At 62.0% G+C, this 20,737-nt stretch carries 19 protein-coding genes; 10 read left to right on the plus strand and 9 right to left on the minus strand.

All coding sequences use genetic code 11. The features are described from left to right. Positions 1–83: 83 nt before the first annotated feature. A complete protein-coding gene (locus tag AC1PPK_RS01285) occupies positions 84–728 on the plus strand; it encodes a lysophospholipid acyltransferase family protein (protein WP_481116041.1) in 645 nt (214 codons plus the stop codon). Positions 729–732: 4 nt separating this feature from the next. Here the strand turns inward: AC1PPK_RS01285 and AC1PPK_RS01290 are convergent, their stop codons facing one another. Genes AC1PPK_RS01290 through AC1PPK_RS01300 form a run of 3 tightly spaced genes read right to left on the minus strand, consistent with a single transcriptional unit; the run spans position 733 to position 4,453 of the window. Continuing rightward, on the minus strand, positions 733–1,566 hold the full coding sequence (locus tag AC1PPK_RS01290; protein ID WP_481116042.1) for a symmetrical bis(5'-nucleosyl)-tetraphosphatase: 834 nt from the start codon (positions 1,564–1,566) through the stop codon (positions 733–735). A 2-nt stretch (positions 1,567–1,568) separates the two neighbouring features. Then, complete coding sequence (locus AC1PPK_RS01295; protein ID WP_481116043.1) at positions 1,569–3,434, minus strand: polysaccharide biosynthesis protein; 1,866 nt, start codon at positions 3,432–3,434, stop codon at positions 1,569–1,571. 8 nt (positions 3,435–3,442) lie between these two features. Next, the gene (locus AC1PPK_RS01300) at positions 3,443–4,453 is read right to left on the minus strand and encodes an MraY family glycosyltransferase (protein WP_481116044.1); all 1,011 of its coding nucleotides are present in this window, start codon (positions 4,451–4,453) and stop codon (positions 3,443–3,445) included. A gap of 135 nt (positions 4,454–4,588) precedes the next feature. Between AC1PPK_RS01300 and AC1PPK_RS01305 the strand changes: the two genes are divergently transcribed. The 5 genes from AC1PPK_RS01305 to AC1PPK_RS01325 are packed head-to-tail and all read left to right on the plus strand — an operon-like array spanning position 4,589 to position 11,524. Beyond that, the gene (locus tag AC1PPK_RS01305; RefSeq protein ID WP_481116045.1) at positions 4,589–5,230 is read left to right on the plus strand and encodes a hypothetical protein; all 642 of its coding nucleotides are present in this window, start codon (positions 4,589–4,591) and stop codon (positions 5,228–5,230) included. Positions 5,231–5,251: 21 nt separating this feature from the next. Further along, on the plus strand, positions 5,252–6,976 hold the full coding sequence (locus tag AC1PPK_RS01310; protein ID WP_481116046.1) for a type I secretion system permease/ATPase: 1,725 nt from the start codon (positions 5,252–5,254) through the stop codon (positions 6,974–6,976). 27 nt (positions 6,977–7,003) lie between these two features. Next, positions 7,004–8,731 carry a type I secretion system permease/ATPase gene (locus AC1PPK_RS01315; protein ID WP_481116047.1) on the plus strand — a complete coding sequence of 576 codons (1,728 nt, stop codon included), beginning with the start codon at positions 7,004–7,006 and terminating at the stop codon, positions 8,729–8,731. 36 nt (positions 8,732–8,767) lie between these two features. Next, positions 8,768–10,141 carry an HlyD family type I secretion periplasmic adaptor subunit gene (locus AC1PPK_RS01320; RefSeq protein ID WP_481116048.1) on the plus strand — a complete coding sequence of 458 codons (1,374 nt, stop codon included), beginning with the start codon at positions 8,768–8,770 and terminating at the stop codon, positions 10,139–10,141. A gap of 3 nt (positions 10,142–10,144) precedes the next feature. Further along, positions 10,145–11,524: a TolC family outer membrane protein gene (locus AC1PPK_RS01325; RefSeq protein ID WP_481116049.1), complete on the plus strand. Its 1,380-nt coding sequence runs from the start codon at positions 10,145–10,147 to the stop codon at positions 11,522–11,524. A 69-nt stretch (positions 11,525–11,593) separates the two neighbouring features. On the opposite strand, the gene AC1PPK_RS01330 is transcribed toward AC1PPK_RS01325, so the two are convergent. From AC1PPK_RS01330 to AC1PPK_RS01345, 4 genes are all read right to left on the minus strand, one after another. Continuing rightward, positions 11,594–12,883: a glycosyltransferase gene (locus tag AC1PPK_RS01330; protein ID WP_481116050.1), complete on the minus strand. Its 1,290-nt coding sequence runs from the start codon at positions 12,881–12,883 to the stop codon at positions 11,594–11,596. Between the two features lie 134 nt (positions 12,884–13,017). After that, positions 13,018–13,536 carry a hypothetical protein gene (locus AC1PPK_RS01335; protein WP_481116051.1) on the minus strand — a complete coding sequence of 173 codons (519 nt, stop codon included), beginning with the start codon at positions 13,534–13,536 and terminating at the stop codon, positions 13,018–13,020. 6 nt (positions 13,537–13,542) lie between these two features. Beyond that, a complete protein-coding gene (locus AC1PPK_RS01340) occupies positions 13,543–13,800 on the minus strand; it encodes a hypothetical protein (protein WP_481116052.1) in 258 nt (85 codons plus the stop codon). Between the two features lie 91 nt (positions 13,801–13,891). Beyond that, on the minus strand, positions 13,892–14,758 hold the full coding sequence (locus tag AC1PPK_RS01345; protein ID WP_481116053.1) for a DNA ligase: 867 nt from the start codon (positions 14,756–14,758) through the stop codon (positions 13,892–13,894). A gap of 30 nt (positions 14,759–14,788) precedes the next feature. Between AC1PPK_RS01345 and AC1PPK_RS01350 the strand changes: the two genes are divergently transcribed. Beyond that, positions 14,789–15,937 carry a glycosyltransferase family 4 protein gene (locus AC1PPK_RS01350; protein ID WP_481116054.1) on the plus strand — a complete coding sequence of 383 codons (1,149 nt, stop codon included), beginning with the start codon at positions 14,789–14,791 and terminating at the stop codon, positions 15,935–15,937. Here AC1PPK_RS01350 and AC1PPK_RS01355 read toward each other — a convergent pair. Beyond that, entirely contained in the window at positions 15,907–17,016 is a 1,110-nt protein-coding gene (locus AC1PPK_RS01355; RefSeq protein WP_481116055.1) for a glycosyltransferase, read from the minus strand. The genes AC1PPK_RS01350 and AC1PPK_RS01355 overlap by 31 nt on opposite strands. Positions 17,017–17,156: 140 nt before the next feature. Between AC1PPK_RS01355 and AC1PPK_RS01360 the strand changes: the two genes are divergently transcribed. Genes AC1PPK_RS01360 through AC1PPK_RS01370 form a run of 3 tightly spaced genes read left to right on the plus strand, consistent with a single transcriptional unit; the run spans position 17,157 to position 19,503 of the window. Continuing rightward, positions 17,157–17,438, plus strand: a complete 282-nt coding sequence (locus AC1PPK_RS01360; protein WP_481116056.1) for a hypothetical protein — start codon at positions 17,157–17,159, stop codon at positions 17,436–17,438. A gap of 20 nt (positions 17,439–17,458) precedes the next feature. Continuing rightward, on the plus strand, positions 17,459–18,259 hold the full coding sequence (locus AC1PPK_RS01365; RefSeq protein WP_481116057.1) for an ABC transporter permease: 801 nt from the start codon (positions 17,459–17,461) through the stop codon (positions 18,257–18,259). Next, entirely contained in the window at positions 18,256–19,503 is a 1,248-nt protein-coding gene (locus AC1PPK_RS01370; protein WP_481116058.1) for an ABC transporter ATP-binding protein, read from the plus strand. The genes AC1PPK_RS01365 and AC1PPK_RS01370 overlap by 4 nt, the downstream gene beginning before the upstream one ends. A 55-nt stretch (positions 19,504–19,558) precedes the next feature. Here the strand turns inward: AC1PPK_RS01370 and AC1PPK_RS01375 are convergent, their stop codons facing one another. After that, entirely contained in the window at positions 19,559–20,686 is a 1,128-nt protein-coding gene (locus AC1PPK_RS01375) for an acyltransferase family protein (RefSeq protein ID WP_481116059.1), read from the minus strand. Between the last annotated feature and the right edge of the window lie 51 nt (positions 20,687–20,737).

The following is a 20,737-nucleotide window of genomic DNA, read 5'->3' on the forward strand; positions in this document are numbered from 1 at the left end:
GCCCGATCCGCATCCTCCGTGCTGTCCGCCTGACAGGCCACCTGCTGCAAGGCCTGTTTCTGGCCGCGTTCGTCTTTCCCTTCGTGTCGGCAGCCAAACGCCTTCGGCTGCGCCAGCGCTGGTCGGCGCACCTGCTCGGCACGCTAGGCGTACGCCTGCAGGCCGACGAACCCTTCGTCGCGCCCGGCAGCCTACTGGTCGCCAACCATGTGTCGTGGCTTGATGTCTTCGTGATCAATGCGGCCTATCCGGCAGCCTTCGTCTCGAAGGCCGAGGTACGCCAATGGCCGCTGATCGGCTGGCTCGCCGCGAAGAACGAAACAGTCTTCCTGCGCCGCGGCAGCCGCGGCCACGCGAAGATCGTGAACGGGGAAATCGGTGGCCTGCTCGGCCAGGGACGCCACGTGGCGATCTTCCCCGAAGGCACCACCACCGACGGCAGCCACGTGCTGGGTTTCCATGCGGCGCTGCTGCAGCCGGCTATCGAAGCCGGTGCTCCGATCCAGCCGCTGGCCATCGCCTACCGCCTGCCGGACGGCCGCTACACCCGCTCCCCGGCCTACGACGGAGACATCAGTCTGGTCAACTGCATCAGGGCGATCATCGCCGAGCCGGAGATCATCGCTCGCGTACGCGTCGCCCCGGCCATCCGGCCTGGCGAACTGCCTGACCGCAAGGCCATCGCCCACGCGGCGCGGGAGAGCATCGCCACACGCATCGCCGACTGAACGTTCAGGAAGGCCTGGGCTTGCCGTGGGCCAGACCCGGACAGGCCACCTGGAACACGGCCCGGTCTTCCAGACGCACGGCGGTCAGCTCGCGCCCCCATAGACATCCGGAGTCCAGTGCCATCAGATTGGGCTCGATACGCAAGCCCAGCGCCGACCAGTGGCCGAAGACAACGGTGGTATCGGCGCTCTTGCGCCCTCCCACCTCAAACCAGGGCAGATAGCCCTTCGGCGCCTTGGTAACCTCGCCCTTGACCTTGAAGTCCATCACGCCATCCGCCGTGCAGAAGCGCATGCGCGTCATCGCATTGACGATCACCCGCATCCGCTCGTAATCGCGCAGATCGTCGCTCCACGCGGCGGGCTCGCTGCCCCACATGTTATGCAGCAGATCCGCGTGATAAGGCCCGGCCAGTGCGCCCTCGACCTCGCGAGCCAGCGCCCGCGCCTGCTCCACCGTCCAGCCCGGCAGCAGCCCGGCATGGACCATCGCAAAACCGTTCTCGACATGCATCAGGGGACGCGTACGCAACCAACCCAACAAGACCTCCCGATCCGGCGCATCGAGCACGGCCTGGATGGTGTCGTCCCTGCCCCGGTTGCGAATCGCCTCGTAGGCCACCATCAGCAGATACAGGTCGTGGTTGCCCAGCACGGTGACCGCTGCCGGCCCCAGATCGCGCACGAAACGCAGGGTGTTCAGGGAATCCGGCCCACGGTTCACCAGATCACCGACCAGCCACAGGCGGTCGTGAGCCGGATCGAAGGAGACGCGGTTGAGCAGTGCGGTCAGGGACTGGAAACAGCCCTGGATGTCGCCGATCGCATAAGTTGCCATTTTCAATGTCCTCCGGCGGTTTGCGCCACCGACCGCAGATGCGGCGCAGTCTGGTTGGCCGGAACATACTCGGGCACCCAGCGACGCAGTTCCCGACGCACTTCAGGCGCATCCACCGCACGACGCTGCCGCAGCCACAGCAGCAGCGCATCGAGCCAGCCCTCCTCGACCGGCAGCGCCCGCGCAATGCGCAGTTTCGGATGATGGGTGGCGCGGGTCTCTTCGCTGTCGGCCAGAACTTCCTCATACAGCTTCTCGCCGGGACGCAAACCGGTAAATACGATCCGGATTTCGTCCTCAGTACGCCCGGACAGGCGGATCATGTCCTGCGCCAGTTCGGCGATCTTCACCGGTTCGCCCATGTCGAGCACGAAAATCTCGCCCCCCTTGCCCATCGATCCTGCCTGCAGCACCAGCTGGGCCGCCTCCGGGATCGACATGAAGTAACGGGTGATCTCCGGGTGGGTCACGGTCACCGGCCCACCGGCGGCAATCTGTTCCTGGAACTTGGGAATCACGCTCCCAGCGCTCCCTAGTACGTTACCGAAGCGCACAATCTCGAACTGCGTGCCCCCTTGGACAGCCAAGGCCTGGCACACCTGCTCCGCCAGGCGCTTGGTGGCCCCCATCACGTTGACCGGGTTGACCGCCTTGTCAGTGGACACCAGCACGAAACGCGGGATACCAAAGGCCACCGCGCTACGCGCCACCTGCCAGGTACCCAGCGCGTTGTTGCGGACTGCCTGCCAGGCGTTGTCGTCCTCCATCAGCGGCACGTGCTTGTAGGCTGCCGCGTGGAAGATCACGTGAGGCCGGTAACGGTTGAGCACCTCGTCCACACGGATCGCATCCTTGACATCACCGGCGAGTGGCACCAACTGTACGTTCGGAAAATAGGCGTGGAACTCCTCGCACAGGCGATACAGCGCAAATTCGGACAGTTCGAAGCAGATCAGCACTGACGGCTCGAAACGGGCGATCTGACGACACAGCGCGGAGCCGATCGACCCGCCAGCGCCGGTCACCATCACGGCCTTGCCACGCAAATACTCTTTGACCTCCGCCGCATTGATACGCACCGGGTCGCGCCCCAACAAGTCTTCCACATCCACTTGACGGACATCACCCACGCTCACTCGACCCAACATCACATCTTCGATGGCCGGCACCGTCAATGCCTTGACGCCGGCCCGCACGCAAATGCTGGTCACACTGCGCCGTAGTTCGTGGCGCTCATGGGGCAGGACGATGATGGCGTGACCAACGCGGTGTTCCGCCGCCACCCGCGCCAGATCCGAGAAGGCACCCAACACCTTGTAACCGTAGATTTCCCGCCCTTCACACGCGCCCGTCTTGTCCAGCAGCCCAACGACACGCCACTCGGACGAGCGGGACAGATCCTTGATCAGATTCACTGCGGCCTCCCCGGCACCCATCACGATGACGGGCTGCCCCTGGGCACGCAGCGCGCCATACAGACGAAACTCCTTCCAGGTCCGGTAGAGGGCTCGCGTACCCCCCATATACATGATCAGCAGCAAGGGCTGCAGCGCATAGATCAGGCGCGGCACCGTCGGGTGATAGCGCACTGCGACGACCAGCACCAAGGGCGTCACCAGGGTGGCGACACCCACCGCACGCAGGATGCGTAGTAGATCCGGCAAGCTGGCAAAAACCCAGATCCCCCGATACAGGCCGAAGGCCCGCAGCAACATGCCCTGCAGGAACAGCACGATGGGCAGTGCCACACCGAAGGCCGGCATGAAATCAACGGGGATATCGGTATTGAAACGGATCAGATAGGCCAGCCACCACGTCAGCGCGACCCCGAACAGGTCCGACAGAAACACCAGCAATGACCGGGACATAACTTCCTTTACGGCTTGACGGCTTCAGCAGCTTCAAAACGCCGCCAGCGCAGATCCACCCACACACCTACCGCCAGAAAAACGATTGCCCACATTGTAAGCGTGATGCATTGCAGCGAAAACCCTGAGGGCAATATCAGCACCGCCGAAATGCCCGTTCCAAGCATCAAACCATAGGCCCGCAAGGCCGTCCCCCGGTGCCCCAACCCCATACGGACCATGCGCTGGTAATAGTGGCTGCGGTGGGCCTGCCAAACCTTCTCGCCACGCAAGGCACGCCGCAGCAGCGTGACTGTCGCATCCAGCACGAAAGGGGCAAAGACCAGCAGCGGGAACCACAACGGCCAGGCACCGCCGCCCCAGCCCACCAGGCCGAGAGACCCGGCCAGAAAGCCGAGTGGCACCGAACCCACATCACCCATGAAGATGCGGGCCGGATGGAAATTGAACAACAGAAAACCGGCCGCACCGGCCGCGACGGCCGCACATGCAAGGGCCATACCGAAGCGCCCTCCCAGATAAGCCGCCACCGCATAGGCGGAGAAGCCGAACAGAGCCATCCCCCCCGCCAGCCCATCCGAGCCATCCATGAAGTTATACAGATTGGCCAGCCACACCAGCGACACCAACAGCAGGCCTCCCATCGCCCATCCCAGCGAAAAGCCTGCGCCATACAGAAAGCCGGCAGCTACCAGCACCTGCACGAGAAAACGCAGGCGGGCCGGCAAGGTGTGACGGTCGTCTAGCAACCCGAGCAAGGCCAGCACGCCCGCCCCGCCGACTGACAACAAAACGTTGACTGGCAACCATCCAGACGCCGCCGTCAGCCCCACACCAACCAGGCTACCAGCCATGACGCCGACGCCACCGGTACGCGGAATGGGCTGCGAATGCAGGGAGCGATCGTTCGGGTGATCCAGAAAATACAGCCGACTCGCGGGGTGGCAGCATGCCCGCGTGGTCAGCCAAGCCGCCAGCCATGCCATCGGCACGACGAGCCAGCGCAATGTATCGGACATGCTTGCCTGTCATTGAAAACTGAAGTCTGCCCCAGTATCAGGCAACAGCCTTTCCTGCTGCAACAGTGAAGGAAGCAAAGGCAAAAAAGTTCATATAGGAGGATTTATGGTACATTCTCCTATATGAACTTTTCCGTGCACATTCCCCTCCATGCTCAACCCGAACAGTTGGAGCGTCTCTCAGCTCTCCAGAGGGCGGTGGCAGAAGTGTGCAACGCACTGGCACCCATCGTGCGGGACACCCGCTGCTGGAACCGGGTCGGGCTACACCACCTGGCCTATCGAGGTCTGCGTGAACGCTTCCCGCAAGTCGGCTCCCAGATGGTCTGCAACGCGATCTACTCGGTATCGCGCACCTGTAGGCTACTGTTCCAGCATCCACAAAGCCCGTTCAACGTCACCCGCAATCCCGACAAGCCGCTACCGCTGTTGCAGTTCCAGCCCAGCCTGCCGGTGTATTTCGACCGCCACACACTGAGCGTCAAGGTCGGCCAGTTGTCCATGTACACCCTCGACGGGCGCATGAAGTTCCAGCTCGGTCTCACCGACGCCGACGTACAGCGCTTCAAGGAAAACAAGCTGCGCGAAATCGTGCTGACCCAGACGCCAAACGGCTACCGACTCTCCTTCACCTTTGCAGCTCCTCAGTCGGGCGGGGATGACAGCACGGACACCAATTTCGACGAGAACGGCGACCTGCCCGAATACGTTCTGGTCTCCGAAGACACCCCTCTCCCACACCCGGCTGCGGACGCTCCCCAGTCGGCATCTATCTAAGCCCCCTTTCAGGTAACAGCCATGAAGCCCGGCGAAAAACCCTCCGCTCTGCGCGAAGCATTGCTGCTGCAGAAACCCGCCTTCCACAAGGTGATCTTCTTCAGTTTCTTCATCAACCTGCTGGTCATGGCGCCTACCGTGTACATGCTCCAGGTGTACGACCGGGTGGTAAACAGCCGGAACCTGATGACGCTGGGCATGCTGACCCTGATGATCGTCCTGCTCTACATCGTCATGGAGGCACTGGAATGGGTACGTAGCGGCCTCCTCCATCAGATCGCGCTGAAATTCGACGACCGCGTCAACGAGCAGATTTTCAATACAGTCTTCGAAGCCAATCTGCGCGGTATTCCTGGTGCCACCGCTCAAGTGCTGCAGGATCTGCGCACCCTACGCGACTTCATCTACAGCCATGCGCTGACCGCGATCATCGACGTTCCCCTGTCGATGCTCTATATCTTTGCAATCTTCTACATCAATCCGGAAATGGGCTGGATGTCCATCGTGGGCGCACTGCTCCAGGTCGGCCTGGCGTGGCTCACCGAAAGGGACACCCAGGCGCCCCTCAGCGCGGCCAACCGCTCCACCATTGCTGCGCAGAACTACGCCGCGGACAGCCTGCGCAACGCCCAGGTCATTGAAGCAATGGGCATGCAGAGCGGCATCCACAAGCGCTGGCTCAAACGCCAGAACGAAACGCTGCGCCAACAAGCCCATGCCTCCGACAAGGCCGGCACCTACTCGGCGCTATCCAAGTTCGTACAGCAATCCCAGTCCTCCCTTCTGCTCGGCGCCGGCGTCTGGTTCATCATCATCGGCCTCTTTCCCCACGGCGGTGGCCTGGTCATCGTCGCCTCGACCTTCGGCGGCAAACTGCTGTCGCCGATCGTGCAAGTCATCGGTGCCTGGAAACAGGTGGTAGCGGCGCGGGGCGCCTATGCTCGCCTCAACACCCTCCTCAGCAACGTCACGCTGCGGCGCGCCGGCATGTCGCTGCCCGCACCCAAGGGGCAACTGTCCGTCGAAAATGTGGTTGCCGGCGCCCCTGGCTCCCACGCGGCCATCCTGCGCGGCGTGACTTTCAGCGTCCCCCCCGGCACCGTCGTAGGTCTGATCGGCCCATCCGCCTCTGGCAAATCCACGCTGGCGCGTCTACTGGTTGGCGTGTGGCCCGCGGCCAACGGCAAGGTACGCCTGGACGGGGTAGACATCTATCCATGGAACAAGGCTGAACTGGGCCCTCACCTCGGCTATCTGCCGCAGGAAGTTGAACTCTTCGACGGGGCACTGGCCGAGAACATCGCCCGCTTCGGTGATGTAAACATGGCCAAGGTGGAAGCAGCGGCACGCGCCGTCGGCCTTCACGACATGATCATGTCGCTACCCGACGGTTATGAAACAAACATCGGCGACGACGGCTGCCGACTGTCCGGTGGACAACGCCAACGCATCGGCCTCGCCCGCGCGATCTACGACAACCCACGCTTCATCGTGCTGGACGAACCCAACTCCAGCCTCGACGAAGCCGGCGAGCGTTCCCTGGTTCATACGCTGCGGAACCTCAAGGCCCAAGGCTCGACCATCATCGTCATTACCCACCGCACCAGCGTGCTGGTCGCAGTGGACAACCTGCTCGTGGTTCAGGACGGTCAAGTAAAGGCCTACGGCCCTCGCGACGAAGTCCTCGCCGCCCTGCAGCAAGGCGCCCAGCAAGCCATGCCCGCCCCCCAGCCGGCCGCGGCCTGATCTTTATATTCCGCCCATCGAACCCTGATGAAAACTCCTTCCTCCTTCCAGCACAGCGAGCTGCGCACCATTCTGTGGGCATTCCGCCGCGAGTTCGCGGTATGCCTGTTGTTCTCGGTGCTGGTCAACATCCTGATGTTGACGCCGACAATGTACATGCTGCAGTTGTTCGACCGGGTCATGCTCAGTCAGAACCTCGTCACGCTGTCGGTACTAACCATCGTCATGCTGTTTTGCTTCGCAGCAGTGGCTTTTGCCGAATGGTCCCGCTCACGCCTGCTGGTTCGCCTGGGCGTCAAGCTCGATCAGAAACTGAACTCCCGCGTTTTTGCTGCCAGCTTTGAAGCCGCGCTGCGGCAGCAGGGCAAAAACCCCACCCAGGGTTTCAGCGATCTGGCCAACGTTCGACAGTTCCTCACCGGCAACGGGCTGTTCGCAATGATGGACGCGCCGTGGTCGCCGATCTATCTGGCCGTGCTGTTCATGTTGCACCCCTGGCTCGGCGCACTCGGCGTCATCTTCTCGCTGATCCTCATCGGCATTGCCTGGCTCTCCCACCGCCTGTCCCACGCCTCCCTCGAAGCGGCGCAGGAAGCTGGCAGCCAGGTCAACGGCTATATCCACAGCAAGCTGCGCAATGCCGAAGTCATCGAAGCGATGGGGATGCTCAGCAATTTGCGCGCCCACTGGAAGACTCGTCAGCAGCGCTACCTGAAACTCAACCAGCACGCCAGCGACATTTCCGAGCGCGTCAAGGCCCTGACCAAATTCGTGCGCTATACCCAGCAGTCCCTGGCCCTCGCGGCCGGTGCAATACTGGTCATTCGCGGCGAGCTCAGCCCTGGCGCGATGATCGCCACCAACGTGCTACTCGGCCGTGCCACCCAACCGGTAGACATGATAGTCATGAGCTGGAAGTCGTTCCTGGCCGCCCGCAAGGCCTTTCTGCGCCTGGAAGAAACCCTGGCCCAGAACCCCCCGCGCGACGCCTGCCTGGTCCATCCCGAACCCAAGGGGCAGCTGAGCCTGCAAAATGTAATTGCCACCGCCCCCGCTCGCCCTCAAGCCATTCTCAAGGATCTCAGCCTGGATTTCCCGGCTGGCGAGGTCATCGGCATCGTCGGCCCCTCCGGCTCTGGCAAATCCACCCTGGCTCGCACGCTGATCGGCATCTGGCCTTATACCGATGGACGCGTGCTGCTCGATGGCGTGCCGCTGGAGCGCTGGGAACGGGACGACCTCGGCCCCCACCTGGGCTATCTTCCCCAGGACATAGAACTATTCGAAGGCACGATCGCCGAGAACATCGCGCGTTTTGGCGATGTGGAACCGGACAAGGTCATCCGTGCCTGCAAGCGCGCTGGCGTGCACGACATGATCCTGCACTTTCCCAATGGCTACGATACGGAGATGGGCCAGGCAGGCGGACAGCTGTCCGGTGGTCAACGCCAACGCATCGCCCTGGCCCGCGCTATGTACGGCGACCCGAGACTGCTGGTGCTCGATGAGCCCAATTCCAACCTGGACGATGTTGGCGAAGCCGCACTGCTCAAAGCGGTCCAGGATCTCAAGCAACAGGGCAGCACCGTCATCGTCATCACCCACCGGCCCAGCATCCTCAACGCTGCCGACCGCCTGCTGGTACTCAACGATGGCCGCATCGCCCTGTATGGTCCCCGCGCCGACGTCATAGCCACACTGCAGGCCCAAGCATCCATCCAGCCGGGCCACAGCCCCGCGGCCCAGCCTGCCTGATCCCAGTCGCCCCCGAAATTTTCCAGAGAAACCGTTATGGTCAATCAAACCGCCTCCCACTCCAGCGACCTACCCGTCGCAGCTCAGCAGCCCCAGGACACGGAAGCCCCGCTGCCCACTGACACCAAGCGCCCCGCCCGTATCGGCCTCTGGGTTCTCGGCATTGGCTTGGGTGGCTTCCTGCTATGGTCCTCATTGGCCCCCCTCGACGAAGGCGTCCCCACCTCCGGAAGCGTAACGATCGATACCAAGCGCAAAACCATCCAGCACTTGACCGGTGGCATCGCCGCAGAGATCTTCGTCAAGGAAGGTGAGTTCGTGAAGGCTGGAGCCCCCCTAATACGCATCGACGACGCAAGCACCCAGGCCAATTTCGAATCGGTCCGCCAACATTACCTGACCGTCCGTGCGATGGAAGGCCGTTTGGTTGCCGAGCAGACAGGACAAACCAGGATCAGCTTCCATCCCGACCTGCAGAAGGTAGCCAGCGATCCTCAGGTAAAACAGACCCTGGACACCCAACAAAGTCTGTTCCAGTCGCGCCGCAATGCGCTAGCCGCCGACCAACTGGCCTACGAAGAGAGTATCCGCGGCCTGGAAGCTTCTATCCAGGGCTACCAAGGCCTGCTGGCGAGCCGCAAAGCTCAGCATGACAACATTCAAGAAGAACTGAGCGGCGTCCGCGATCTGGTCAAGGAGGGCTACGCCCCGCGCAACAAGCAATTGGAATTGGAGCGCCTGCTGGCTGACTCCACCGGTGCCATGGCCGATCTGCAAGGCAATATCCTCCGCGCACGCCAGGGTATCGCCGAGGCCCGCGCCCGTGCCCGCCAGCGTCAGGAGGAATACCGCAAGGAAGTGGACAGTCAGCTTGCAGACGTACGTCGGGAAGTTCAAGCCGATGCCGACAAGCTGAAAGCATCTACCGACGAACTGACCCGCACCACCATCCGCTCTCCGGTAGAAGGGCAGGTCGTTGGCCTGACTACCCAGACTGTCGGCGGCGTCATCGGACCTGGCCAGAAGCTGATGGACATCGTGCCACGCCACGAATCCCTGCTGCTTGAGGCCCACGTGCCCCCCCACCTCATCGATCGCCTCAAACCGGGTCAGGAGACCGACGTACGCTTCTCCACCTTCGCCCACTCCCCGGCGCTGGTAGTGGAGGGCAAGGTGGATTCCATTTCCACCGACCTGATCACCGAGCCCCCCAGTGCCAATGCGCCCGCCAGCTCCTACTATCTGGCTCGCATATCGCTGACCGACAAAGGCATGAAGGAACTGGGTGATCGCCAGATGCAGGCTGGCATGCCCGCCGAAGTCGTCATAAAGACCGGCGAACGTACCGTGCTCAACTATCTGCTACATCCGCTGATCAAGCGCCTCGCTGCATCGATGAAAGAGGAATAAGTCGTGTCCGTTATTCGCCCCCTCATCCGCCTCCTGCCCGCTACCAGCCTGTCACGCCTGACTGGCGCACTCAGCCTGGCGCTGGCCGCCGCGCCGGCCGGTGCCATCGATTTGATGCAAGCCTATGAGCGTGCCCTCAGCCAGGACGCCAGCTATCAAGCAGCCCGTGCCGACGCCGACGCTCGCCGGGAAGCCGTGCCCCAGGCCCTCGCCCAATTGATGCCCAATGTCTCCAGCAATCTGTCCCGCAGCAAGAACATCACGGAACAGCGCTCCCCAAACGCCCTGGGCGTCTTAGGCAAAACCAACTACGAATACTTCAGTAGCAACTACGGTATCAGCCTGCGCCAGCCGCTGTTCCGCAAGTACAACTTCGCGCTCTACCGTCAGGCAAAATCCGACGTGGAAACCGCCGAAGCCAGCCTGGACAAGAGCTTGCAGGACCTTGTCGTTCGCATGGCCGGTAGCTATTTCGATGCGCTGATGGCCAAATCCCAGTACGCATTGGTCATGGCCCAAAAGGATGCCTACGGCTTGCAGCTGGCCGCAGCCAAGCAGAGCTTTGCCAAGGGACAAGGCACTGTCATTGACGTGGACGACGCCCAGGCCCGTTACGACATGACCATCGCCCAGGAACTGGAAGCCCTTCAAAACCTCAGCTACACCCGCCGAGCCCTGCAGGTCATCGTCAACGAGCCCGTGGAAGCCGTCGCCGATCTGGTGCCAGCCCGCATGGAACTGACCCCACCGTTCCCGGACAATGTAGAGGAATGGATCGCGCGTGCAGAAGAGACCAACCCCGAGTTGCGTGCCCTACGCGCCTCCATGGAATCAGCCAACCAGGAACTCGCCAAAGCCCGCTCTGGCCATTACCCAACGGCCGACCTGTTCGTCCAGCGGAGCATGAGCGAAAGCGACAACAACGTGTCCATCAATAGCCGCTACCTGACCTCTCAGGCTGGCGTGCAGGTGAGCATTCCGCTGTTCTCCGGTGGCTACGTTTCCTCGCAAATGCGTCAAGCCCGCGCCAACATCCAGAAAATCGAACAGCAATACGAAGGGCGCCGCCGGGAAATCAGCCTGCAGGTACGCAAGGAATTTCAGAACATTACCGAAGGCATCGCCAAGATCCAGGCCCTGCAACAGGCCGAACGCTCCGCAGAACGGGCACTCGACTCAAACCAGAAGGGCCTCCCTGCCGGTACTCGCAGCCGGGTGGACATCCTCAACGCCCAGCAACAGTTGATCAACACCAAACGCGATCTGGTCCAGGCCCGTCTCACCTACATCCTCGCCCGCGTCCGCCTGCAGGGGCTGGTGAGCTCCCTCAACGAAAAGGAAATCCAGACCATCAACAACTGGCTGGAAACACCGCGCAGCTGAACCCTACGAGCAGCCTGGAGGCGAATGGCTCCGGGGCCCACAGGACTCGGCCCCGAACGCCTCCTACGTTCACAAGAGCGCGAGGATATCCTTCAGGCTGTTACGTAGTTCGTCCGCACCAAGCGGAGACGCCGACGACACCGCAGCAAGCCCTTCGACCCAAGCCAGTTGCTGGGAAAGACATACTGTCCGCGCATCATGGTTCTTACGGACGAACTCCCTGGCCTGTCGCCCGAGCCGCGCCCGCTCCTCGGGCGCGTCAAGCAGGTGACACACTTCATCGGCCAGCCCCCGGCTATCGAAAAAATCCACCAATCGCCCGGTTTCACCATCCTGGATGATCGCCTCCAATGGAGCCGTCCGGCTGCCGACGACGGCACAGCCGATCCCCATCGCCTCCAGCAGACCAGCAGGAACCGCCGAGGGATAACGCATCTGGACATGCACCGTCAACAGCTGCAACAGACCGACCCACTGGGGGGCAGTCAACTCACCGACGAAATGCACCCGGCGCCAGTCGGCCTCAGCAGCCTGGGACCTCAACTCGGCAATCAGGGATTCCCGCCAGCCCCGACCACCGGCTGCTCCTGCGACAACCCCATCACCACCGGCAATCAGCACATGAGCGTGCGGCCGACGATTGAGGATATCTGGCAACGCACGCATGAAAACATGGAAACCGACCTGGGGTGACAGTTCGCGGCAAACAAAGGTGATCACCTCGTCCTGCCGCGTCAAGCTCAACTGTCCGTTGAGGGTCAGGCTGATGTCTTCCTTGGGCCCCAGTGCATCGATATCGATCCCCTCAGGCACCACAGTCAGGCGGTCGCGCCAGGCTTTTGGAAAGGAGTCGGCCTGCCAGCGGGTCGGTACCATACCTTGGTCCGCCCGATCGAACTGCAGGCGTTGAGCCAGTTGCTGCACCCGCAAGCTTCCCTCACGAAGCGGATCCTGCTCCACGAACTCTGCATCGAAATCCCCATCGGCAGACTGTCGGAAATAATCACAACAGATGCCTAAACGAGCCTCCGGCCAGACGTCCTTGACGAACAAACCCTCCCCCCAACCCGAATGAGCCAGGATCACCTGAGGCTCGAAACCCTCGGCCTTCAGGCCAACAGCTGCGCGCATACAGGCCTCGCCAACAACGATCTTGCCCTCCAGCTCAGCCAGCCACGGATGCACACCTGCCGTAGCACTACGCTGCAATGCAAACGGAACCAGGCGGACACCCTCCCACTGCGTTGCGGTCGAGGCCTGCATGGTCAGTGCAACGACAGTGTGTCCAGCCTTGGCCAGTGCCGGCGCCAAATGAGAGAACTGGGCGGGGAAATGCGGATGAATGATCAGAATGTTCATGCGGGTACAATTTCAGGAAGCACGGGAAGCGAACTCTTGGGGTCGTCGCTACGAGAGGGCAATACAATCAGTGATACGAGGCGGAAGGCTGCATTATCCCCGATCACCTCATGGGGTAGTCAGCGCCCTGCGCGTCAATGCAAGCTTGTCGGACTCTGCGTGCCGCCCGATGCCAACTCTGCCAACCAGGGGGGACAGGCCTCCAAGGGCCACCCTCCCACGCTACACTGACTGTGCAGGATACCCAACCATTGCCGTAGAGCCTGCGGCGGCAAGGTCAACATCACCCTTTCGCCCTCTCTTCCACGGAAGGCGAGACGTAGCGCTGCGTCGTTACCCCCGGAAATGTCCACCGCCTGCACCAACCAGCTACACCGAGCCTTCTCCGATCGCACCGGAGCCTGGGGCACGAGCGCCTGCAGCGCAGCCTGCAAGGCGAACCCCTGCATGACATTGGCCATACCGGCGTCCATCTGCCGATTCCCGACTCCATGCTGCTTCTCAAGCCACTCGCAGAGATGAGGGAGCAGGCGGCCAATCAATCGCCGGGTCAGCCACAGGATCTGAGCCTCGCCCGGCGCGATCTCGCCACTCAGACGGATGCGGTCTTCCACGTCCACATACTCGGTGGTGAAACGCTGCAATTCACTCATCGGAGATCACACCAACAACAAAGTCGGGACACCCTCCTGGGCATCCTCGGGGAGGCCGACCACACTGATGACGGTCACACCGACGCCGGATCTGTCTACAGGATGGAAATAGGCGTCCTCACCCAAAGGCCACCAACCGATGGACTCCGCCTCGACAGCATGCAACTCGAGCACCTCATCCACGCACGCACCTGCGGCCGTGTGCTGAGCAACGTTAACTTCGGGCACGAGCGTCGTGCCGCTGATAATAAGGGTATCGTTCATGGCGCCCGAAGTTTCGCGTTAGAGTCGGACAAGTGCAAGTGCCCCGTGCCCTCCACGCCCTCTCCCGACCGCTTTTCAATAGCCGTATCTTTCAGGGCTCCACGCGACGACGCAGATAACTCACAAAACGCGGCACGCCATTCCTCGTTACGTCACGATACTGGTAGGTCACCACGCTGCCTACCGCCGGTGGATCACGACGTAGCGCATCGGTAAAGCCGGTGCCAATCTCAAAGCGCCGCCCCTCCGGCGTCTCGACCTGCAGCGCCCCCATCATCCCGGTCAGCCGGCCACGCCCCGGCACATGAGCGACGACGGTCGCCTCTGCGTCTCGCAGTGGCTTGAGCTTGAGGAGGACGTCGCTTCGACCGGTCAGGTACGGCGCGTCGGCCAGATGCAGCATCACGCCTTCGCCTCCTGCCGAGACGATTTCATCCAGTTTCTCTTGCAACGCCTGGCGGTCGGTTACACGGAACTGCTCGACGAGCTCCAGCCACGGAACCCCAGCCTGCTCCACCAACCCACGCAAGGCCTCGATCCGTGCGGTGAAATCACCACGCCCATTGGGCTGTTCGAAAACCATGAATTTCACCTGCAGCCAATCCTCGTCCCTGGGCTGCAGCTTCCGCACAATACCGGACAGCACCTCGAAACGTCGCCGCCCCATCCACAATTCACCATCGAGTGGTTCCGGCGGCAGTGCCGCAGTGAACCACGCGGGAGCGTTGACCTGACGGCCACTACGAAAACGCAGCATCTTTCCGTCCCACACGGCGCGCACCCCATCCAGCTTCTCGCTGACCCAGTAGCGCGTGACGTCCACGTCACCACGCATCGTCTCGGCCAGCAACAGCGGGGGCGGCGCTATCGGCTCGCCAGCCCAGGCTGGCACCAGCACGCACCCCCAGCACACCGGCAGCATCAACGCGACAAATCCGCGTCGCAGATCAGCTAACATTCTCCGCCTCTCTCTTTTCTGGTCCATGGCGTGCACATTCTAATCAATGCCGATTGCATTTACCCGCCCCTTACGGGAATCGGACGATACGCATTCCGGTTGGCCACTGGCCTGCAGACCCACCCGCGAATCGCACGCCTCGAAGCACTCGCTGGCGGCCGTGAAGTCGATCTGGCAAGTCGCCTGAGGGCAGAACCACGCTGGCTCCGGGTTGCCAAGAAACTACCGTTCCAGAGCCTTTTGCGGCGCACCTACGAACATGTCCGCAACGCCCGCGAACAGGGTCGCCCCGCGGTCTCCAGCAAAGACGTGATTTATCACGAACCCCGCTACATCGCAGCCCGTGTCCGTTACCCTCTGGTAGTCACCGTGCACGACCTGTCCCATGTGCGCCATCCGGAATTTCATCGCCCGGACGCCGTCGAGCATCTCGAACGGGGCCTCGCCGACAGCCTCGAACGGGCAGTCCGCATCATCACTGTCTCGGAGTTTGTCCGTGGCGAAGTCCTGGAACATTTTGGCCTGCCGCCCGACAAGGTCGTCGCAGTCAAAAACGGCGTGGACCCGGTTTTCCATCCGATGAATGCCACTGAAACACTGCCGGTGCGCCGCAAATTCGGCCTGGAAGAGAAGGATTACATCCTTGCCATCGGCACCCTGGAGCCGCGCAAGAACCTGCTGCGCCTGTTCGACGCGTTCTCCCGCCTCCCCGACAATGTGCGCAAGCGCCATCCCATCGTCGTCGGGGGTGCAGTCGGCTGGCTCAACGAAAACATCAGCCAGCGCCTGCGCGCCCTGGAAAGCCGGGGCGAGGTGATCCGCCTCGGCTACGTTCCGGAGGCCGATCTGCCAGCCTTATATGCCGGCGCCTGGGCCTGCGCGTATCCATCCGTTTATGAAGGATTCGGCCTGCCGGCACTGGAAGCCATGGCCTCAGGCATTCCCACCCTGACGAGCAATGCCTCTTCCTTGCCGGAAGTAGCCGGCGACGCCGCCTTGACTTGCAACACGGCCGATGTACTTGAACTGAGCGAACAGCTTGCTCGCCTGCTCGAAGACAACATGCTGCGCGACCGCCTGAGTCGCGACGGCCCGCTCCGAGCCATCGACATGAGCTGGGACGGCTGCGTAGACGCAACCGTGCAGGTTTATGCCGACGCCTTGAGCGCAGCGCGGTAGACCTCCGCATACGCCGCATTGACCTTGGTCATACGGAACAGCTCGTCGAAACGACGAGCCGCTCCTCTCCCAAGCTCTTCCGCAAGTGCGGAGTCGTCGGCCAAGCGCTGCATCGCATTACGTAGCGCCAAGGGATCCTGCGGCGGAATGACCATCCCGGTTTCGCCATCCACATTGACGTAGCTCGACCCCGTTCCGATCTCGCAGCTGATCATCGGCTTGCCCAGCATGGCGGCCTCAAGCAGAAACACGCCGAAGGCCTCGGCCCGCAAATGGGATGGAAAAACGACCCCACGGCACAGGGACAACAGGGCCATCTTGTCCTCGTCACTGATACGCCCGAGCAGATGCACATTCGGCCAACCCTGCACCTGCTCCGCAATCCCATTCCACAATGGACCTTCTCCAGCCATCGCCACCTGCAGCCCCGTGCCCTTCACCGCCTCCAGCAAGAAGGGCAAGCCCTTGTAATGGCGGAACACACCGACAAAAAGGAAGAACCCCTCCCCCAGCCGGGCACGCCAGGCCTCCTGCCGCTGTGGATCCGGCTGCGGATAGGAGTCCGGATCGATCCCCAGCGGTACGACCTCGAGCTTGGAGGCCCAGCGCTGCAGAACCGGACTACTCATTGCGTACTGAGGAGAGGTCGCCACCACCCGGAAAGCCCGCTTGAACAGACGATTCTTCAACGGCCGATAAAACGGCATCAGACGCTGCTGGGCAACCACATCCGAGTGGTAGGTAATGACGATCGGACGCTGCGGCCCCAGCAACGCCACCAAATCACCGAACGGCCACGGATAATGGAGGTGAATGACATCGGCCCAGCGGGCCAAGCGCCTATAAACATCCATCCCTCTCCAAGTCATTGGGCAAGACGCGATTTCGACCGATTGAGGCAAACGCGTCACGTGGATGCCATCAACCTCCAACTCGCTCGGCCCGCCTTTGCGGCTCAAAGTCAGCACGCGCGACTCGATACCGTACGCCGCCCCTCCCAGGCACAGTTGGCGAATGACCTGCTCCCCTCCACCCGTGGTGTCAGGCAGGAAGGTCTTGTAGAAATGCAATACGCGCATTGAATATCCGAAAGTCACAAACGGGCCCGCCGTTCAGGCAGCCGCATATTAATGGACTTCATAATATAATGCTGCCTTTGCTCCAGCATCGAGCAAAGGCAATGGCTCATCCAGAAGTCGTTCAACGGCCCTCCACCTCCTTGCCCCGCAGACTCATCACCTATCTGAAGGTTCGTGCAGGCGAGGAAGACAAACAGAAGCACTTCCTCTATAGCCTCGCCATCCAGCTCTTCTTCATGGTCGCCGGCTTCGATGCCTGGACCAGCGCCGTCCTGACCCTGAGCGTCGGCTACGCCAAGGAGATCTGGGACGAACACTTCGGCAGCGGCTTCTGCTGGCACGACCAGTTCGCCAACCTCCTCGGAGCCCTGTACGCGATCGGCCTCTGGCACATTCCCGCACTGGGCCATTGGGCGACCTAGCCTTCCTACCCGACCCATCCATGCAAATACATCTGCACGCCAAGGAAATCTGGCGCCATCGGGGTTTCATCCTCGCCAGCGTCCTGCGGGAATTCCACCTGCGCTACCGGGGCTCCATCCTCGGCGCAACCTGGCTCCTGATCCCGCCGATCACGATGATCCTGGTTTACACGCTGGTCTTCTCCAACGTGATGCACTCGCGGCTGCCCGGCAACAACACGCCCTTCGCGTACAGCATCTACCTGTGCTCGGGACTGCTGCTGTGGAACCTGTTCACCGAGATCACCCAGCGCTGCCAGTCCATCTTCATCGACAACGGCGGGCTGCTCAAGAAGACCCGCTTTCCACGTCTGGCCCTGCCGGCCATCGTAGTCATCTCGGGCAGTATCAACTGGGCCATCATCACGGCCCTGTTCGTACTATTCCTCGCCGCATCCTCGCAGCTGTCCGTCGCGGGGCTACTCGCCCTGCTGATCGGCTGGCTGCTGACGACGGCGATCGCCGGCAGCCTCGGCTACGCGCTGTCCTTCCTGTTCGTGTTCTTCCGCGATCTGGGGCCGTTCCTGGGGACCGGCCTGCAACTGCTGTTCTGGTGCACGCCGATCGTCTACCCCGCGTCGGTCCTGCCGGAATGGGCTCTCCCGGTGGTCCGTGCCAACCCCTTCTTCCACATCGCCGGCTTCACCCAGCGCGCGCTGCTTGAAATGACGCTCCCGCCCCTCGGCGAGCTGACCGCGCCCTGCCTGTGGGTCGTCGCGCTGGCCATGCTTGCCACGCTGATCCATCGCCGCCTGCAATTCGAGATTCTGGACGAACTATGAAAGGTGCCATCAGCGTCAGCAGCCTGGGCAAGTGCTTCAAGCACTACCCTGCGCCCCATCACCGCCTGATCGAATGGCTCGGCCTCAGCCGGCATCCCCAGCACCAGACCCGCTGGGTACTGCGCGACCTGAACTTCCGCATCCGCCCGGGTGAATCCGTCGGCATCATCGGCCGCAACGGCGCCGGCAAGAGCACCCTTCTGAAGGTCCTGACCGGCACCACAAAGGCCAACGAGGGGCAGGTCGAGCTGGAAGGGCGCGTCGCCGCCCTGCTCGAACTCGGCATGGGCTTCCACCCTGATTTTTCCGGGCGCCAGAACGTCTTCATGGCGGGCTACATGCTGGGCCTGCAGCGCGACGAGATCATCCGCCTGATGCCGGAGATCGAAGCCTTCGCCGAGATCGGCGAGGCAATCGACCACCCGGTCCGCACGTACTCCAGCGGCATGCAAGTGCGGCTGGCGTTCAGCGTCGCCACCGCCGCCCAACCCGACATCCTGATCGTCGATGAAGCCCTGTCGGTCGGCGATGCCTATTTCCAGCACAAGTGCTTCAAACGGATCCGGCGCTTCCGCGAGCAAGGCGTCACCCTACTGTTCGTGTCTCACGACCCCCTGGCGATCAAGAGCCTGTGCGACCGCGCCATCCTGATCGAAAAGGGCGGCATCGCAATGGACGCCTCGCCCGACGAGATCTTCGACTACTACAACGCGCTGATCGCGCTGGACGAGGCGCGCGCCGACGAGCACGGCGAACACATCGCCCAGCAGGGCGGGCAGACCCGTTCCGGCACCGGCGAAGCCAAGCTGCTGGACGGGCAGATCCTGATCAATGGTCAACCTGCGACGATCTTCACGGCCGGCACGCCGATCACCCTCGAGGTGGATTTCAGGATCGACGCACCGCTTGAAGAATTGACCCTGGGCATGATGATCCGCGACCGTCTGGGCAACGACATCTTCGGCACCAACACCTTCCACCTCGGCCTGCCGCTCCCGGTGGAACCGGGCCCGACCCGCCACCGCCTGGCCTTCCGCCTACCGGCCTGCAACCTCGGTCCGGGCAGCTACAGCGTCACCCTGGCGCTGCACAGCGCCCACACCCACATCGGCGACAACTACGACTGGTGGGATCAAGCCATCACCTTCCAGGTAGCCGAACGCAGCGATTACCACTTCGCCGGCGTGGCGATGCTGGAGGTCCATCCCGAACTGCTGACGACCGAAACCCGTACCTCAGCCTGAACACCGACGAGCTCAGGACAGGCGGCCCGGCCATGCCGGGCCGTCGCCCTGCACCTCAGGCTGCCCCTTCGCCGTAGCGGCGACGCAGGGTCAGGAAAGGCTTCTCGATGGCCTGGTAGCTCAGGTTGGCCACAATCCACACCAGCGGATAAGCAATCAGCACCAGCACACCGCCATCCAGCCAGACCCTGCCGGTGATCTTCAACTCCCCGAGCAACTCGTGGAGGATGAACAGCACCAGGCCATGCAGCAGGTAGAACGAGAAGCTGATCTCGCCCCCGCGACACAAGGCCCGATCAAGCCACACCGGGATGCGCAGCGGTGCCGCCAGCCAGGCGCAGATGAACAACGCCCAGCAACCGGATTCGATGAACGACCAGAAGATCCAGAACACCTGTTTCGGCTGCGGCAGGAAATAGCTGGCATAACGGGCCTGGGCCGTACATGCCGCAACAACGAGGATCGCCGCCACAACCAGTAGGGGCGTGCCGTAGCGCACCATCTGCTGCTTCCAGCGCGCAGACAGCATGGCGGCAAGCATGCCGATCAGGAACTGATCGAAACGCCCCACCAGCGTCGAATAAAACATGTGGGTACTGCGCTCGGTGACAAAATAGGCACCCACCTTGAACACCAGCATCAAGGCCAGCAACCGGAGTAGATAAGGCACCCCCTGCTCCTTGGCAAACCGCCCAAGGAAGGGAAACACGAGATAAAAGGTGAACTCCACCGAGATCGTCCACGCCGCCCCCGTGATGAAGGAATTCGAGGTCGGCGCTTGCCCCAGATTGGAAAAGAACAGGTACAGCACATCCTGCGCATTGAAGCGGTCACGGCTTACCGAAATGGCGATGAAATACACCGTTACGAAAAGCGGAAAGATGCGCAGGAACCGGTTGCGCACGAAATCCGCATAATTCAGATGGTCGTAATGCAGCGCAATCGACATGAACAGGAAGCCCGACAGCGTGAAGAACAGGCCCACGCCGGTATGCCCCTCGACCAACAGCCCCAGCCACGGCCGATCCGATGCGGGCTGCCAGTGCAAATAGTTCAAATGATAAAGATGAAACAGGAACAACATCGACGCAGCCAAACAGCGGATGTGATCCAGCCTGGGCTCATAAGCCAGATTGAGTGAACGCATGAAAATCCCATACTTGTCATAATCCGGCAGACACACTATAAACGCCGGCCGACAGCTCGAAACAGTTGGTTATCAAGGTCGCCCAGA

The organism is Zoogloea sp. JDB1, from assembly GCF_056724025.1.